Genomic DNA, 15,999 nt, shown 5'->3' with positions numbered 1-15,999 from the left:
GCGTGCGCGGCAACGCCGGTGCGGTGATGCCGTGGTCGCGCGACCTCCGTCCTCGTGCTGCGAGACCGGGTCGCCGATCCCGCTACGGTCGTGACGGAGGCGACCGTCGCCTCCCATCGACGGTGATGTCGCAGCGCAGAGAGCCGGCGGAGGCACGTGAGCACTGGGACGACGGCAGGACCGGCGACGGGACCGGGCGGCATCGAGGTGCGCTCGATCGAGGCCATCCCGCTCGCCGAGCGGCACGGGCGGGTCCGGGACCAGTTCACGCTGTGGTTCGGGCTGAACGCCAACATCTTCGTCGTCGTGCTCGGCGGCGTGACGGTGTTCCTCGGGCTGAACCTGCTCTGGGCGAGCATCGCCATCGTCGTCGGTGTGCTCGTCGGGCTGACCCTGGTCGGGTTCCACGCCATCCAGGGACCGCGGCTCGGCGTGCCGCAGATGATCCAGAGCCGCGGCCAGTTCGGCTTCTACGGCGCGGTGCTGGTGCTCGTCGCCTCGATCGTGCTGGACGTCGGGTTCCTGGCCGCGCAGCTGGTCATCCAGGCCGACGCCCTGAACCTCCTGGTGTCATCGGTCAGCGTGCCGGTGTGGATCGCGGTGCTGGCGGTCCCGGTCGTGGTGCTCACCGTGTTCGGCTACGACTGGATCCACCGGTTCCAGAAGGTCATGACCCCCGTGCTCGCGGTGACGTTCGTCGTCGTGCTGGTGCAGGCGCTGCTGCACGGTTCGCCCGGTGGCACGGCGGCGGACACGGCGGCGCCGTCGTTCCCGACGTTCATGGCCGCGACCGGGCTGTTCGTGGTGACCGTGGTGAGTTGGGCGCCGTACGTCTCGGACTACTCCCGCTACCTGCCGCCGACGGTGAACCTGGCCCGGACGTTCTGGGCGGTGGCGGCCGGCATCGCCGTCCCGACCTTCCTGTGCGCCTTCCTCGGCGCGTACGTCACCAGCCTGCTGCCGGACGCGGAGTCGACCGTCGCGGCGATCGGCGAGGTGGCCGGCCGGTGGGTGCTGCCCGTGCTGGCGCTGAGCCTGATCGGGTCGGACGTCGTGAACTCGTACACCGGCATGCTCGCCGTCGCGAGCATCGTGAGCTGCTTCCGGACGGTCCGCCGGTCCGTGGTGGTGCGGGTGGCGGGTTCGCTGGCGGTCATCGCGGTGGGCACCCTGTGCGCGCTGCTGGGCTACCGGGAGTTCGTCGCGAACCTGGAGAACTTCCTCAGCGTGCTGCTCTACGTGCTCATCCCGTGGAGCGCGATCAACCTGACCGACTACTACCTGGTGCGACGCGGGGACTACGACGTCCCGTCGTTCTTCACCCCGGCCGGCCGCTACCGCGGCTTCCTGTGGCCCGGGCTGGTCGCCTACGTCCTGGCCGTCGCCGCGCAGGTGCCGTTCATCGCGCAGACCTTCTACACCGGCCCGCTGGTGGAGCGGCTGGGCGGCGTCGACGTGTCGTGGATCGTCGGCGGCGTGGCCGGCGTGGTCTTCTACCTCCTCGCGTTGCGGCTGGCGCCCACCGACCCGGCGGCCGCGGATCGGCCCGGATCACCGGCTCGCTGACCTCGGCGGTCCGGTCGTCGCGTCAGCGCTCCCACGGCAATGGGCGGTCACCGATCCCGACGAGCGTCGCGCGCAGCTCGCGAGACGCGTGCACGGCGCACAGCGCCGTCCCGGTCGACCGGGCCCGCACCGACTCGTCCGCAGGATCGCCGGTCATGCCGTCGCTGGACCAGCCCACGACCTCGGACGACAGGGTGAGCGCCCCTGCGGCCGTCGGGTCTGCCAGCCCGGTGACCCGCCGGACCAGGTCGGCGCACCCCCGGGCCAGCCGGGCGCGGTCCACCGGACCGGTCACCCAGGTCGAACCGATCACCTCCACGGTGTGCGCACGCCCGCACGGCATCGGCCGCTCCCCCAGCACCGTCCCGGCGCAGACGGCGTACACCTGCGGGAGCCGGCCGCCCGCGAAGGCGCCGCGTGCGGTGCCGGTGTAGGTGGTGTCGGCCGCGGGCAGCGCCGGGACGAGGACGCACGCCGTCCACTGCTGGCCGGCCGCCCGCTGGCGCCGGCTGGGCCCGATCTGGCGGTCGGCGACGAACGTCGCCGGGGACCAGGTGCCGTCGAGGGTGCCGTCGGGCTGCAGGCCGAGGTAGGTGACCGCGCCCGGCGTCGAGCACACCGACAACTCGGGGCCGACGGCCGCCCGGGGCTGCACGGCGACGACCTCGCCGAGGTGCCGCTGCGTGCAGGGGCCGGTCGGCGGGCCGACGGCGTCCGCGGGGTCCACCAGCAGGCAGTCCCCCACCGCGGGCGGGGCCGGCACCGGCTCGGCGGCGGGCGACCCGGAGATGGGCGGCCGGATCCAGGCGGCCACCGCAACCATGCCCGCCACGGCCACCAGCAGGAGGAGTCCCCCGGCGCCGCGTCCCGTCCGCACGGCTCCACGGTAGGCGCGGCGCAGGCGGACCGGCAGGGTCGCGCGGTGCCGGCCGTTCCGGACGGCCGCCGTCCTGAACCGGTCCTACCCTCGGCGGATGATCGACTCCGACCGGCCTGCGTCATGACCCGGTACGTGCTCGACGCGCCCACCCTGCTGCACGTCGTTTCGTCCGGGGTCGAGGTGCATCCGTCGCACAGCCTGGTCGCGCCGGCCACCGTGCTCCCAGGCGCTGGCCTTGCTGTTCGCCGCGGTGCGGCGCGGTGATCTCACCGAGGCCGACGCGCTGGAGCGGCACGAGGGGCTGACCCAGCTGAAGATGCGCCTGCTCGGCGACCGGGTCTCCCGGCGCACCGCCTGGCGGATCGCCCAGGAGCAGGGCTGGGACACCACCGTCGACGCCGAGTACCTGGCCGTGACGCGGCTGCAGGCGGACGCCTTGGTGACGGTGGACCCGGACATGGCCGCGCGCGCCCGGGGGGTGGTGCCGCTCGCGCCGGTCGAGTCGCTCTCGGTGTCGTGATCCGGCCGGGGTTCGGGGGGCCGGCCCTCCCCACCCGCGGTGACGGTGGCCGACTGCGAGCGAGTGCAGGCCGCGTGGTTCAGCAGTCAAGCCCGCGCGGACGGAGGGACTGTGTGGACGACGGCGGGATGTCGTGGATGGACGGGCCCTGACGGCAGGAACGTGCTGTTGCCGACGCTCCTCGACGCGCCGGCGCTCCGTCGCGGTGTCGCCCGCGCCCGCGGGCTCGGTCGGGACGTCGTCGGGGCGTGGCTCGGCCCGGACGTAAATCCCGCGCCGCTGGAACAGGTCGGGTTCGAGCGCGGCTGGTCGCCGTGGTGGATGGCCGCCCAGCTGGTGGACGTCCCGGCCGAGGCCGACCAGCGGGTCCGCCTCCAGCTCGAGACCGATGACTACCAGGGCGAGCACGCGGCGTACGGCCGGCTCCTGGCGCTGGCTCGCGAGCAGCCGACCCGCGCGTGGTACGCGGGCGCGCACGTCGACGGCCGGTTCGCAGGTCACGCCTGGTCGTTCGTCGACGGCGAGCTGGCCGGCGTCTTCGACATGGAGGTGTGGCCGCCGTTCCGGCTGCGCGGGCTGGGCACCGCCCTGCTGGCGGCGGTGTGCGCGGGTGCGCGGCGCGCCGGCGCGCGGCATGCGGTGCTCAACGCCACCCCCGACGGCGAGCTGCTCTACCGGACCGCCGGGTTCCGCCGGATCGGCGACGGCGTCACCTGGTGGCGCCACCTCGCCGACTGACCGGGCGCTCCGTCCTGCGGACCGTGCGGCCGGCGTGGACGGCGCTCACGGCTGTGCACCGTCCGTCGGTCCGTCGGTCGATCGATCGATCGATGAACGGAGTCGCGTTCCCCTGGTCATCGGCCGATCACCCGGCTCGCCGGCGGCCGCACCCCGCCAGGTTCACGGGTGTCGGGACGGGCCCGGCCGGCGGCCGGCACCACACCGGTCGCCATGACGCACTGGAGGAACTCAGTTCCCCCCACCACTCGTAGCACCGGCCGGATCGCCACGGGTTCCACGTGGACCCTGCTCGTCACCGGTGCCCTGCTCAGCGCCAAGGCCGCGGCGGCACAAGCGTCCACCCCGAGCGGCGCCGAGGACGTCCCGTCCCACCCCCCCCCGACCGGTGACGCGCTAATCCTCAACCTTTCGCCCTACGCGCCAGGGTCTGGGACCCGAGGTCCACCAGGACCGGCGCGACGATCACAAACGGCCCGATGTCGTCCTCCCGGGGGCTGTTCCAGCAGCTCGATGCCTGGACCGCTGGCTGACCGGCTCGACCCGGCGAAGTCCGCGGCGATGTTCTACACCGGCCTGCCGGACATTGCCGGCTGGAGCAGCTGCCGGTCACCGTGGCCGCGCAGCGGGTGCAGCAGTCCGAGACCCCCGACGCTTACGCCAAGTGGGAGCAGCCGGCCAACCAGGTCGTCGGCGCCGTCGAGGGCCGCACCTGCACCGCCTCCGCCGGGGCCGGTCCTGGCGGCGGCACGTCGGTCAGCCTGCCCAGCAACCCGCGCGCCGAGGCGGTGATCAACCGGGCGCTGAGCCAGCTCGGCGTGACCTATTCATGGGGCGGCGGAGACGCCAACGGCCCCACCCTGGGCATGCGGGACGGGGGAGTGGCCGACGCCCACGGCGACTACGCCAAGGTCGGGTTCGACTGCTCCGGCCTCGCGCTGTACGCCTACGCCGGCATCGGCGTCGCCGTGCCGCACCAGACCCAGGCGATCTGGGCCGCCTTCGGTCACCTGACCGACCGAGCCGCCCTGCAGCCCGGCGACCTGCTCCTGTACTCCAGCAACGGCGCCGCCAACGGCATCCACCACGTCGGCATCTACCTCGGCGACGACCGCATGGTCGAGGCGCCGCAGTCCGGCGATGTGGTCAAGATCAGCAGCGGCATCTGGGGCGGCAACCGCGGCGCCGAGTTCATCGGCGCCGTCCGGCCGGGCGCATGAGCGGTCGCGCCGGCGCCAGCCGGCTGCTGCTGACCTTGCTGGCCGCCCCGATCGCCGCGGGGACGGCCGCGTGCACCGCGCCCGCCGGCACACCCACGGCGGGCGCGCCGCCGACCGTCCGCCTCGCCGCTCCCAGCCCCACACCGTCTGGCACTGCCAGCCCGACCGGCATCCAGACGAGGGTCGCCGCGCCGCCATCCCCGCCGACGAACTCGGCCGGCTTCTCAGCGGCCGAGGAACCGACCGCCGCGGTCGAGCAGCTGGCGGTGGCCTGGCTGGTCGCCTACCGGACGGCCAGCTTCACCGGCGCGGCCGATGCCTGGATCGACCGCACCGCCCCCTACGTCACCGAGCAGCTCGCGCAGCAGAACCTTCAGCTGCGACGGGACGGCCGCGGCCCCGGCGTGGCCTGGCAGGACTTCGTCGACCGCCGCTGCACCGCCCGCGTCGTCGACGCCGCCGCCGTGATCCCGCCCGAAGCGCCCCGCACCGACAGCACCGCCCACGTCCAGGCCGCCGGCACCCTGCACACCACCTGCGCCACCGGCGGCGACCCGCCCGACGAGGCGCTGGCGGTCACCCTCACCGCCGTCCGCACCGCCGACGGCTGGCGCATCGCCAGCCGCGACTACTGACGCAAAGGACCCTCCGCGATGACTGCACCCGGACCCCCACGCCGACCCGACCGTGACGCCGATCCGCTGCTTCCGCGGGCGAGGCTGCCGTTCCCCGGGTCACCGCCACCCGGTGGATGGTCGACGGCTCCGGTGGCCGAGCGGCTGATCCAGGCCCTGGAACGACTCGTCGACCTCAACGAACGGACCGCCCGGATGACCGAGCGGTACCGCGCCAACCTGCAACAACAGCAACAGCAGCAGCGGTCGGCGGCAGCGCGACGCAGCGTCGACGGGCTCCGAGTCCGCGATGACGACCGGCACCTCGAAGCCGCGGACGACGGCCGAGACCTCGAGCGGTAGCCCGTACGCGGCCGGCACCATCACGACCGCCGGTGCGTCAGCTGGCCGGCGCGAGCTGGTCACTCGTCCGGTTCGGTGTCCGCTGACAGGTCGACCAGGCGGCGCAGGCAGTGATCCAGCAGTGGTTCAGGGAAGCCGCTGGCGAGGCGGTAGTAGACGACGCGCCCTTGTTTGCGGTTGTTGACCAGGCCGGCGGTGCGCAGGATCCGTAGGGCGTAGCCGATGGCGTCTTCGCTGCTGTCCAGGGCGAGGGCAAGATCACCGACACACAGCTCTTCGACGATGTCCAAGGCATACAGGACACGGGCACGAGTGGGGTCGCCGAGCAGGCTCAAGATGCTCGCGGTGCGCGCGACGTCCTCCAGGGGGGGCAGATGGTCGCGGGCGCACTGCACTCGCACAGGGTCGACGGGGTGCTGGTGCGGCTCGGCGTCCGACGTCATGGTGGAGTTGCCTCTCAGCCGGTTATCCGTACGAGTTTGCGGTTATTGTGCGTGCGTGAGTCGCTCTCGATTGTGACGGGAGAGGACAGGTCAGAGGGTGGGCGTGCCCGCGACTCGAGCGGAAGGGAGCACCCATGATGAGCGGTCCGGACGCGGTGCTCAGCACCAGAGGATTGGCCGGAGTCGACCGGGACGTCCTGGTGCAGTGCATCCAAGCGTGCGCGGAGTGTGCGCAGGCGTGCGCGGCATGCGCCGACGCCTGCGTGAGTGAGGACACGGTCGTCGAGCTCGTCACGTGCTTCCGGACCGACCTGGACTGCGCGGACGTGTGTGAGGCGACCGGGCGGGTGCTGACTCGGCTTGCCGGGTCCGACGCGAGCGCGACTCGCGCTGTGTTGGAGGCATGCGCGGCGGCGTGCAAGGCGTGCGGGAATGAGTGTGAGTCGCACGCTGGAATGCACGGCCACTGTCGCGTCTGCGCTCAGGCATGCCGGCGCTGTGAGCAGGCGTGCCGCCAACTGCTCGACAGCCTCGGCTGATCGTCATGCCCGGTTCGGCACGGTGGTGAGGAGGGCTGAATGTCGACGTTGGTCGGGGTGGCCTCGATGCTGTTCACCGCCCTTGTCTCGGTCGCCCTCCTGTGGTGGGTCGCCCTCCGCACCGCGGTCGACCCACGCCCGCTGGGTGTGCTGCCGTTCCTGTCCGCTTGGCGCCCTAACGAGCACGCGCTCTCGCGGTTCCACGTCCGCTGGTACCCAGCGACCTTGATCTTCCTGGCCTTCGACGTCGAAATGGTTTTCATGTACCCCTGGGCGGTGGTCGTCCGGGAGGTGGGCGCCGGCGCGGTGGTCGAGATGTTCGTGTTCCTCGGGCTCCTCCTGCTCGGTGTGCTGTGGGCGTGGCGTGAGGGAGCGCTGCGATGGGTCTGAGCGAGCGGGTGACGGGAGCGGCGGTGCGGGCGGCGTCGGTGCTGCTCGTCGAGGTTCCGGGGTGGGCCGACACGCGGGTCGCGGTGGAGCGGCAGGTCCGGTGCCGCGGTTGGCGACTCGCGACCAGCCCGGCCGACGCGGACGTCCTGGCCGTCTGCGGCCGTCCCGGTCGCGAGTTCGCTCAGGCGGTGCAGGCGGTGTGGATGCAGCTGCCGGGGCCTCGGGCGCGGGTGTTGGTGGACGACGTGCGGGACTGCGCCGCCGTTCTCGAGCAGGCCGCTACTGCCCTGCTGGATACCCCTCGACAGCGCGCTGACGCCGGCAGCCGAGGGCAGGCCACCGATCTCGAGGAATCGAGCTTGGCACCCGCACCCGCACCCGCCGAGTCCGATGGCAATCAGAATCGATCTGACCATGTGGATCACTCGGGCGACATGGACGACATGGACGACATGGACGACATGGACGACATGGACGACTCCGGTGACATGAACATGGACATGCCGATGCCGGGCGGCGTGCCGCTGGCGAGCGGAGCGCAGGACGACCGCGACGGCCTGGAGATGGATGAGCTCACGGTGCCGCTGGGACCGGTGCTGCCGCACTGGCCGGCCGGGCTGGTCGTGCGGTGCGTGCTGCACGGTGACGTTGTGGTCCAAGCCCAGGTGTCAACGCTGGGACCAGCTGCGGACCACGCGCCCAAGATCATGGCAGGCACAACGGAGGGATGGCAGGCCCGGCGCGCCGCCGCCGAGTGCGACAGCGCCGCGCGGTTCCTGGCCGTCGCGGGCTGGGACCACCTGTCGCAGCGTCTTCGGCGGGTCCGCGACGGCATCCTGGACAGAGCACCGTTGGAGGACTGCGCGCAGGAGGTGGCGCAGGTGACCCGCCAGGTCCGGCGCTCGCGGCTGCTGCGCTGGTCGGTGCGCGGGCTCGGCGTGCTCGGTCGGGCACCGTGGCCGCCGGGCGGCGTCCCCGACGACGTTCCGGCACTGCTGCGCGGGGACGTGCGGGACCGGCTGCTCACGCGGCTCGACCACGCACGGGACTTGCTGCTGGACCGAGGCGCCGGGGAACCGGCCGATCCGCAGCTGGAACGACAACGCCTCGACCGGCTGCCCGAGCTGGTGACCGGGCTCGACCTCGCCGCGGCACGCCTGGTCGTGGCCAGCCTGGACCCGGACGCGTCCATCGTGCGTCGGCATCCGGGGGCCGGCTCGTGACCGGGGGCGTGACGCCGCTGAGCGCGGGGTGGGCGCCGGTGGTCGCCCTGGTCCTGCTGGCCGGCGCGGTGGTCGCGGCGGCCCTGGACGCAGCGTTGGACTCGGTGCCGGCCGGTCGGGCAGACCGGGCTCGACCGGGTCGGCGTCGCACGGTCACCGCTGCGGTGGCGCGATTGCTCCGGCAGCGGCGCCGGGTCCCCGTGGCGGCCGACGTGCTGCTGTGGCGGATCGGGGTGGCCGCGCTGCCGGTCGCGGCGCTGCTCATGGCCGCGGTGCTGCCGCTCGGCCGCTGGACGCTCGTCGACTGGCCGGTGGGCGTGGTGTGGTTCAACGCGGTGGACGTGGCGGTGTGGGCGGCGGTCTGGCTGGCCGGATGGGGGCCCAACAGCGCGCACGCGTTGATCGGCGGGTACCGCTTCCTGGCCCAGGCGCTTGCCTACGAGCTTCCCCTGATGTTCGCGCTGACGGCACCGGCGGTGGCCGCGGGAACATTGCGGATCGGTGGGGTGGTGCAGGCCCAGCAGAGCCTGTGGTTCGTGGTGTGGATGCCGGTCGCCTTTCTCGCCTTCTGCCTGGGCGTGGCCGGCTTCTCGGTGTTTGGACCGCTGAGCGCCCCGGCCGGCTCGGACATCGCCGGAGGCGTGCTGGCCGAGGCCTCGGGCGTCGACCGGCTGATCGTGCTGGCCGGCCGGTACCTGCTGCTCACCGCGGGCTCGGGGTTCGCCGCGGCGCTGTTCCTCGGCGGCGGTGCGGGACCGCTGCTGCCCGCATGGGCGTGGATGGCCCTCAAGACGCTTGCCGTGCTGTCCGCGCTGGTGGTGCTGCGGCGCCGGCTGCCGGTGCTGCGACCGGACCGATTCATGGAGGTCGGGTGGCTGGTGCTGGTGCCGGTGACACTGCTGCAGCTGCTCGTGGTCTCGGTCGTGGTGGTGGCTCGGTGACAGGGACGGCGACGGCGACAGCGACAGCGACAGCGACAGGAACCGGGGCGGCGTCGGCGCGTCCTCGGGCTCCCCGGGACCGCATTTGGAAGGAGGAGCGGTGGGAGTGCTGAGCACGGTGGCGTTCTGGGTGCTGGCCGGCGTCGCGGTGGTGTTCGGGGCGCTGGTGTTCCGCGTGGACTCGATGGCGCGGGCGACGTACTGCCTGGCTGCCTCGTTCGTCGCGGTGGCAGTGGTCCTGGTGCTGTTCCGGCAGGACTACCTGGGGGTCGTCACCGCCCTCATGATGATCATGGAGATGGCGATCATGGCCGTCTACATGGTCATGTTCATGGGCATGAACCCGGCGTTGATGCCGATGAGCATGGTGCACGGCAGGCGCACCGCCTTGGGCCTGTCGGTCGGGCTCTTCGTCGTGCTCACGGTCGGGGTGCTGCTGGTGCCGTGGCCATCTCGACGCGGCACTCCGATCGCGGACGTCACCAGAGCGCTCGGCGAATCGATCATGGGACCCAAGATGCTGGTCATGCTCACGGTCAGCCCGGTGCTGTTCGCCACGATCGTGGCGGCCCTGGTGCTGGCCATGCCGCGCGGCCGGTACGACCGGCTCGGCGACGACCTGCGGCGGCGCCCGCCCACCGACCCGCAACGGGGCGGGGTGGGGCGGTGAGCCTGCCGGCCGTGTTGATCGTGGTGGCGGCCCTGTTCTGCGTGGGCCTGTACGGCGCTCTGTCCCAGCAGGTCGTGGTGATGGTGATGATGGGGCTGGAGCTCATGCTGAACGCGGTGATCCTGGCCGTCGCGGCAGTGCTGTGGTTCCTGGCTCCGCAGATCGACGGTGCGGTGCTGCTGCTGGTGGTGCTGGCCGCGATGACCGTGGAGATGGCCATGGGCTTCGCCGTGGCCACCGTGTTGCACCGTTCTCGGCAGTCGGACATGACCGACATGGCTGCGGACCTCGCCGGATGACGCCCACCTACCGGGGTTCGGGGCGGTGGCCGTGGTGAGCCAGGCGGCGCTGGTGGCCGCGGTGCTGCTCCCGGCGACGGCCGGGGTCGTGCTGTGCCTGCTCGGGTCCGACGGTCGGCGTCCTGCGGCCGTCGCCGTCGCGGTCGCCGTCGTCGACCTGGTGCTGGCGGTGGTGGTGGCTCTGGCCCGGCCGGTGGTGTCGGTGCCGTTCCTGGCCGGCGCGGACTTCGCCCTGGCCGTGGACGGTCTGGCGGCGCTCGTGCTGCCCGCGGTCGCGGCTGTCACGCTGTTCGTGCTGGTGTTCGCCGGCGGCGACATCGGTGGTGCGACCGGTCGGTTCTTCGGGCTGATGCTGCTGTTCTCCGCGGCGGTGACCGTCACGGTGACCGCGACGACGCTGCCCACGCTGCTGGTCGCGTGGGAGGTGATGGGCGCGACGTCGTACGCGCTCATCGGCTTCCGCTGGCACCGGCCCGAGGACGTCGCCGCCGGCGGGACGGCCTTCCTGACCACCCGGTTGGCCGATCTCGGGCTGTACGCGGCCGCGGCGGCGGCGCTGGCCGGCAGCGCCGGCTGGGCGCTGGCGGACCTGCCCGCCGCGTCCGGGATCTGGCTCCACGTGGCGGCCGGTGGGGTGCTGGTCGCCGCGCTGGGCAAGGCGGCGCAGCTGCCGTTCTCGTTCTGGCTGTCGCGCGCCATGCAGGGTCCCAGCCCGGTGAGCGCGCTGCTGCACTCGGCCGCGATGGTCGCGATGGGCGGGTTCCTGCTGCTGCGTACGGCGCCGCTGCTGGCCGCGGCGGGCTGGGCGGCACAGGTGGCGGCGTGGGCCGGTGCGGTGACCGCGGTGCTGGTGGGGCTGGTGGCTGTGGCCCAGCGTGACCTCAAGCAGCTGTTGGCCGCGTCGACGGCGGCCCAGCTGGGCTTCGTGGTGCTGGCCGCCGGAGTGTCGGCGGTGGCCGGCGGCACCGCCCACCTCATCGCGCACGCCGCCACCAAGGCGTTGCTGTTCCTGGCCGCCGGGGCCTGGCTGTCGGCGCTGGGGACCAGAGAGCTTGCCGCGCTGCGTGGGGTGGGGCGGCGGTGGCCGCTGGTCGGTGGGTGCGCCGGGGTCGGGGCGGTGACGTTGGCCGGTGTGCCGCCACTCTCGCTGTGGGCGACGAAGGACGAGGTCCTGGCCGCTGCCCGGGAGACCTCGCTCCCGCTGTACCTGACCGGGCTCGTGGGTGCGGTGCTGTCGGCGGCGTACGCGGCGAAGGTGCTGCGGGTCGTCCTGGCTCCGGCTCCGGTTGGGGTCCAGGACCGGTACGACCGGCAGGAACGGGGCACCCGCCGGGTCGGGTGGGCCGAGCGGTGGCCGATGGTGCCGCTGGCCGGGGCGGCGTCCGTGCTGAGCGTGTTGGCGCTGCCGCCGGTTGGGTCGGCCGTGCGTCGGGTGCTGGGGGACACCACCAGTCCCACGGCCGACTGGACGTCGCTGCTGCTGTCCGGGGTGGTGTCGGTGGCCGTGGTCGTGCTGGTGCTGTGGCGCGGAGCGCCTCGGCTGGGCTGGGCGGTGGGCTGGCTCGGCCTGGAGGGCGCGGCCCACCGGGTGGTCGTCGGGCCGGTCCTGGCCCTGGCGCAGCAGCTGGCTCGGTTCGACGACCGCGTGGTGGACGCCGGCGTGCGCGCCGCGGCGTCGTCGGTGCTGGCCGCCGGTCGGTGGGCGGCCCGCTTCGACGACCGGGCACTCGATCGCGCGGTGGACGGGACCGCGCGCGGCGGCGTCCGACTGGCCGGCGTCACCGCTCGGGTCGACGGGGCCGGCATCGACCGCGCGGTGCAGAGCATCGCGCGCGGTGCCCGCGGGCTGGGCACCCTGGCTCGGCGCCCGCAGACCGGCCAGCTGCACCAGTACTACGCCCAGGTCGTCATCGTCCTGACCGCCGCAGCGGCGCTCGCCGCGGTGAGCGTCCTGTTCGTGTTTGGAGGATGAACGTGCTCAGCGTGTTGGTGTTCCTGCCCCTGGTCGGCGCTGCGGTGCTCGCGGCGGCGCGCCGGCTGCCCGACGGCGTCGCCCGGTGGACCTGGGTCGGGATCTCGGTCGCCGACCTGGGCATCGTGGTCGGACTGTGGATCGCCTACCGGACGCCGCCGGACGGCGGGCTGGCCTTCGTCGAGCAGGTCCGGTGGCTGCCGTCGGTGGGCAGCAGCTACCACGTCGGCGTCGACGGCTTGTCTCTGCCGTTGCTCGCGCTGACCACGGTCGTCTTCGCTGCCTGCGCGGTGTACGCGCTGGCCGAACGCACCCGGCCGCGGACCCAGGCGGCGCTGTTCTGCTTCCTGCAGACGACCTGTCTCGGGGTGTTCGTCGCGCAGGACCTCATCCTGTTCTTCCTGTTCTTCGACCTGTCGATCGTGGCGATGTACTTCGTCATCGCCGGCTGGGGACACGGCGTCACCGCGGCCCGTTCGGCGCTGAAGTTCTTCCTGTACACGTTCTTTGGGTCCCTCGCCCTGCTCGTGGGCTTCATCGGGCTGTACCTGGCCGCCGACCCGCACACCTTCGACATCCCTGCGCTGATCGCCGCGGCCCCCCTGCAGGGCAGCGGAGCGGTCGGCGGTCTGGTGCTCGCCGCGGTCCTGGTCGGACTGGCGGTGAAGACCCCGACCTTCCCCTTCCACACCTGGCTGCCGCCGGCCCACACCGACGCTCCGGCCATCGGGTCGGCGGTGCTGGCCGGCGTCCTGCTGAAGCTGGGGACCTACGGCTTCGTGCGCATCGCCATGCCGATGCTGCCGGACGCCTGGCGGGCCTGGGCGGGTGTCGTCGTGGCCGTCGGTGTGGTGTCCGTGCTCTACGGGGCGCTGGTGGCCCTGGCCCAGAGCAACGTCAAGCGGATGATCGCCTACACCTCGGTGAATCACATGGGGTACGTCGTCCTGGCCGTCGGTGCGGCCGGGGTGGTCACCGGGACCGACGCCGCCGCCCGGCAGGTCGCGGTGTCCGGCGCGGTGACCCAGATGGTCAGCCACGGGCTCATCACCGGTGCGCTGTTCCTGCTGGCCGGGGTGCTGCACCGGCGCGCCGGCAGCTACGAGTTCGCCGACTTCGGCGGGCTGGCCGGACCGGCGCCGCGCTTCGCCGGCTTCTTGGCCGTCGCGGCGTTCGCCTCCCTCGGGCTGCCCGGGTTCAGCGGGTTCATCGCGGAGTTCCAGGTCTTCACCGGCAGCATCGGCGCCACCGGGTGGGCGGCGCTGGCGCTGCCCGGCATCCTCATCACCGCGGCGCTGTTCCTGCGGGCGATCCAGCGGCTGCTCACCGGGGCACCGGGTCCGAAGTCGGCCGGCTTCGCCGACCTGCGACCGGTCGAACTGCTGTCGGCCGGCCCGCTGCTGGTGCTGGCCGTGGTCATCGGGATCGTGCCCCGGTTCCTGCTGGAGGTCATCGAGCCCGCGGCGGACGTCGTGGTCTCCCTGGTCGGCCGGTGACGGGCATGGGCGAGGACCCGCTCGCCCTGCTCCCGGAGATCTGCCTGCTCGCCGGCGCCATCGCCACCCTGCTGACCGGTTCGTTCCTGCCCCGGCAGCGGCAGTGGATCGCCCGGATCGTCGCCCTGGCGGCCTGCGGGGCGGCCGCCACGGCCGCCGTCGTCGCGCTGGCCGGCCCGGACCGGTCGGTGTTCGCCGACAGCTACGCCGTCGACGCGGCCACCGGCACCGTCCGGCTGGTGATCGCGGTGGCCACGGCGCTGGTGCTGCTGCTGGGCACCGAGGAACTGCGCGGGTCGCCGCGGGAGAGCGAGACCTGCTGCCTGGTGCTGCTGTCCGCGACCGGGGCCGTCGTGCTGGCCGGCACCACCGACCTGATGGTGCTCGCGGTGGCCTACCTGCTCACCAGCATCCCGCTGTACGCGCTCATCGGGATCAGCCGCACCGCCCGGGCCGCAGAAGCGGTGATGAAGACGTACCTGCTGGGGGCGTTGTTCGGCATCGTGATGCTGCTCGGGGTCACCCTGCTGTTCGCCATGACCGGCGGCACCGGGTACGCCGGCTCAAGCACTTCGGGTTCGGTCGTGCCGGCGGTGGTCGCTGTCGGTGCGGTGGCGGTGCTGGCCGGGTTGCTGTTCGAGGCCGGCGCGGTGCCCGGGCACTTCTGGGTCCCGGACGCCGCCCAGGGCGCCAGCACCGCCGCGGCCGCGTTCCTGACCACCGTGCCCAAGGTCGGCGCGCTGGTGGCGATGTACCGTCTCATCGACGCGCTTCCGGGAGTGGCCGACTGGCCCTTGCTGGTCGCCGCGTTGTCCGCGCTGTCCATGACGGTGGGCACCTTCGCCGCCTTCGCCCAGCGGGACCCGCGGCGCCTGCTCGGCTGGTCCACCGTCAGCCAGGTCGGTTTCCTGCTCCTGCCCGTGGCCGTCGCCGGCCGCACCCCGCTGGCCGAACCGTCCCTGCTGCTCTACCTGGCCGGGTACGCCGTGAGCAACCTCGCCGCCTTCGCCGTCGTCGCGGCGGTGCCCCACCGCACCGACCTGGCCGCCTACCGAGGTCTGGGCACGAGCCGGCCCTGGCTGGCCGGAGCGTTGCTGGTCGCGCTGCTGTCCCTGGTCGGCACCCCCCCGACCGCGGTGTTCCTGGGCAAGCTCACCACCTTCACCGCCGCCTGGGACGGGGGACTGGCCTGGCTCGTCATCGTCGCCGCGGTCAACACCGTGGCCAGCCTGTTCTACTTCCTGCGCTGGCTCGCCCCGACGTTCGCCCGCCCGGCGCGAGCAGGCGACCGCGCTGAGGGACACGTCGATCGACGCGACATCTCGGAGCGCCGGCCATGGGCGGAGCGGACCGTGGTCCTCGCCGCCGCTGGTGTGCTGCTCCTCGGTGTTGGAGCTGGCTCGCTGCCGATCCTGGGTGCCATCCCGTGACCCGGGCCGCGGATCAGACGCGTGCTCGCGGGACGTCGAGGAAGCCGGGTCGTCCGGGCATCGAATGGAACACTGAACACGTGCGGGGCGGTAGGCAGCGAGTCAGCTGGCGGCGGGCGCCGCTGCCGCTGCGGTGCGCGATGCTGCTCGCCGTGCTCGCAGGCCTGTTCGGCATGCACGTACTCACCGCTGAGGACTCAGCCGGAGGGCACGGCGCGCTGCTGCCCGCCGGCGCCAGCGGTACATCCGACCGTGTACACGCAGTGCAGTCAACCCACGCGACCACTGAGCGGCCCACCGGGGACGCCACCGCGATGATGATCACCGTCGACGACCAAGTCGATGCGATGACCGCAGAGGTGGCGCCACCCGCGGTGAACGATCCTGCGCATGGTCCTGCGACGGCGCCCAAGCCTGCGGATTCTCCGACTGATCATGGCGACCTGGCCGGTTGCGTCCTGTTCCTGGTCACCGGCACCGCGCTCACGCTCGCGCTGCTGCTGTCCGGCCGGCTCTGGCGCGATCCTGCAGCGCGGCTGGCAGCGTTGACGTCATGGGGGCCGGTGCGGCGCCGTGGTCCACCGGGTCAGAACCGGCCTCGGGAGGCCTTGTGCGTGATCCGGGTCTAGATGTACTGACCGGAGACGTTGGTTGAACGGGTGTTGCGACACGATCTGATTGATCTTGTTGGGGGA

Annotated in this window: 18 protein-coding genes; 16 read left to right on the top strand and 2 right to left on the bottom strand. The window is 73.0% G+C overall.

Translation table 11 applies throughout. The features are described 5' to 3' along the window. Positions 1-156: 156 nt before the first annotated feature. The gene (locus tag IEY37_RS14885) at positions 157-1,566 is read left to right on the top strand and encodes a purine-cytosine permease family protein (RefSeq protein ID WP_188942921.1); all 1,410 of its coding nucleotides are present in this window, start codon (positions 157-159) and stop codon (positions 1,564-1,566) included. Positions 1,567-1,588: 22 nt separating this feature from the next. On the opposite strand, the gene IEY37_RS14880 is transcribed toward IEY37_RS14885, so the two are convergent. Continuing rightward, entirely contained in the window at positions 1,589-2,443 is an 855-nt protein-coding gene (locus IEY37_RS14880) for a hypothetical protein (protein ID WP_188942919.1), read from the bottom strand. 238 nt (positions 2,444-2,681) lie between these two features. On the opposite strand from IEY37_RS14880, the gene IEY37_RS14875 reads away from it, so the two are divergent. From IEY37_RS14875 to IEY37_RS14855, 5 genes are all read left to right on the top strand, one after another. After that, positions 2,682-2,966 (top strand): PIN domain-containing protein, encoded by a 285-nt coding sequence (locus tag IEY37_RS14875; protein WP_229674465.1) that lies wholly within the window; start codon positions 2,682-2,684, stop codon positions 2,964-2,966. 162 nt (positions 2,967-3,128) lie between these two features. Further along, positions 3,129-3,704, top strand: a complete 576-nt coding sequence (locus IEY37_RS14870) for a GNAT family N-acetyltransferase (protein ID WP_229674464.1) — start codon at positions 3,129-3,131, stop codon at positions 3,702-3,704. A gap of 629 nt (positions 3,705-4,333) precedes the next feature. Beyond that, entirely contained in the window at positions 4,334-4,924 is a 591-nt protein-coding gene (locus tag IEY37_RS14865; protein WP_308426390.1) for a C40 family peptidase, read from the top strand. Next, entirely contained in the window at positions 4,921-5,559 is a 639-nt protein-coding gene (locus tag IEY37_RS14860; protein WP_188942917.1) for a hypothetical protein, read from the top strand. The genes IEY37_RS14865 and IEY37_RS14860 overlap by 4 nt, the downstream gene beginning before the upstream one ends. Positions 5,560-5,691: 132 nt before the next feature. Continuing rightward, positions 5,692-5,901, top strand: a complete 210-nt coding sequence (locus tag IEY37_RS14855; RefSeq protein WP_188942915.1) for a hypothetical protein — start codon at positions 5,692-5,694, stop codon at positions 5,899-5,901. A 59-nt stretch (positions 5,902-5,960) separates the two neighbouring features. Here IEY37_RS14855 and IEY37_RS14850 read toward each other — a convergent pair whose 3' ends face one another. Continuing rightward, on the bottom strand, positions 5,961-6,296 hold the full coding sequence (locus IEY37_RS14850) for an ArsR/SmtB family transcription factor (RefSeq protein WP_229674463.1): 336 nt from the start codon (positions 6,294-6,296) through the stop codon (positions 5,961-5,963). Positions 6,297-6,478: 182 nt separating this feature from the next. Here IEY37_RS14850 and IEY37_RS22825 point away from each other — a divergent pair, with 182 nt between their 5' ends. From IEY37_RS22825 to IEY37_RS14805, 10 genes are all read left to right on the top strand, one after another. Further along, positions 6,479-6,883: a four-helix bundle copper-binding protein gene (locus IEY37_RS22825; RefSeq protein ID WP_373298352.1), complete on the top strand. Its 405-nt coding sequence runs from the start codon at positions 6,479-6,481 to the stop codon at positions 6,881-6,883. 39 nt (positions 6,884-6,922) lie between these two features. Further along, a complete protein-coding gene (locus IEY37_RS14840; RefSeq protein ID WP_188942911.1) occupies positions 6,923-7,273 on the top strand; it encodes an NADH-quinone oxidoreductase subunit A in 351 nt (116 codons plus the stop codon). Then, positions 7,264-8,496: a hypothetical protein gene (locus IEY37_RS22190; RefSeq protein ID WP_229674462.1), complete on the top strand. Its 1,233-nt coding sequence runs from the start codon at positions 7,264-7,266 to the stop codon at positions 8,494-8,496. The genes IEY37_RS14840 and IEY37_RS22190 overlap by 10 nt, the downstream gene beginning before the upstream one ends. Further along, positions 8,493-9,437 carry a complex I subunit 1 family protein gene (locus IEY37_RS22180; protein ID WP_373298351.1) on the top strand — a complete coding sequence of 315 codons (945 nt, stop codon included), beginning with the start codon at positions 8,493-8,495 and terminating at the stop codon, positions 9,435-9,437. Before IEY37_RS22190 ends, IEY37_RS22180 begins: the two co-directional genes overlap by 4 nt. A 106-nt stretch (positions 9,438-9,543) precedes the next feature. Beyond that, positions 9,544-10,107: an NADH-quinone oxidoreductase subunit J gene (locus IEY37_RS14830; RefSeq protein WP_188943129.1), complete on the top strand. Its 564-nt coding sequence runs from the start codon at positions 9,544-9,546 to the stop codon at positions 10,105-10,107. After that, entirely contained in the window at positions 10,104-10,406 is a 303-nt protein-coding gene (locus IEY37_RS14825) for an NADH-quinone oxidoreductase subunit NuoK (RefSeq protein WP_188942907.1), read from the top strand. Before IEY37_RS14830 ends, IEY37_RS14825 begins: the two co-directional genes overlap by 4 nt. A gap of 25 nt (positions 10,407-10,431) precedes the next feature. After that, a complete protein-coding gene (locus tag IEY37_RS14820; RefSeq protein ID WP_229674459.1) occupies positions 10,432-12,378 on the top strand; it encodes a proton-conducting transporter transmembrane domain-containing protein in 1,947 nt (648 codons plus the stop codon). 2 nt (positions 12,379-12,380) lie between these two features. After that, positions 12,381-13,874, top strand: a complete 1,494-nt coding sequence (locus tag IEY37_RS14815) for a complex I subunit 4 family protein (RefSeq protein WP_188942905.1) — start codon at positions 12,381-12,383, stop codon at positions 13,872-13,874. A 5-nt stretch (positions 13,875-13,879) separates the two neighbouring features. Next, positions 13,880-15,304, top strand: a complete 1,425-nt coding sequence (locus tag IEY37_RS14810) for an NADH-quinone oxidoreductase subunit N (protein WP_188942902.1) — start codon at positions 13,880-13,882, stop codon at positions 15,302-15,304. A 140-nt stretch (positions 15,305-15,444) separates the two neighbouring features. Continuing rightward, positions 15,445-15,933 carry a hypothetical protein gene (locus tag IEY37_RS14805; RefSeq protein WP_188942900.1) on the top strand — a complete coding sequence of 163 codons (489 nt, stop codon included), beginning with the start codon at positions 15,445-15,447 and terminating at the stop codon, positions 15,931-15,933. Positions 15,934-15,999: the final 66 nt, after the last annotated feature.

Origin of the sequence: Nakamurella endophytica, assembly GCF_014646215.1 — a bacterium.
Classification (GTDB): domain Bacteria; phylum Actinomycetota; class Actinomycetes; order Mycobacteriales; family Nakamurellaceae; genus Nakamurella; species Nakamurella endophytica.
This window is presented reverse-complemented; position numbering and strand designations above follow the sequence as displayed.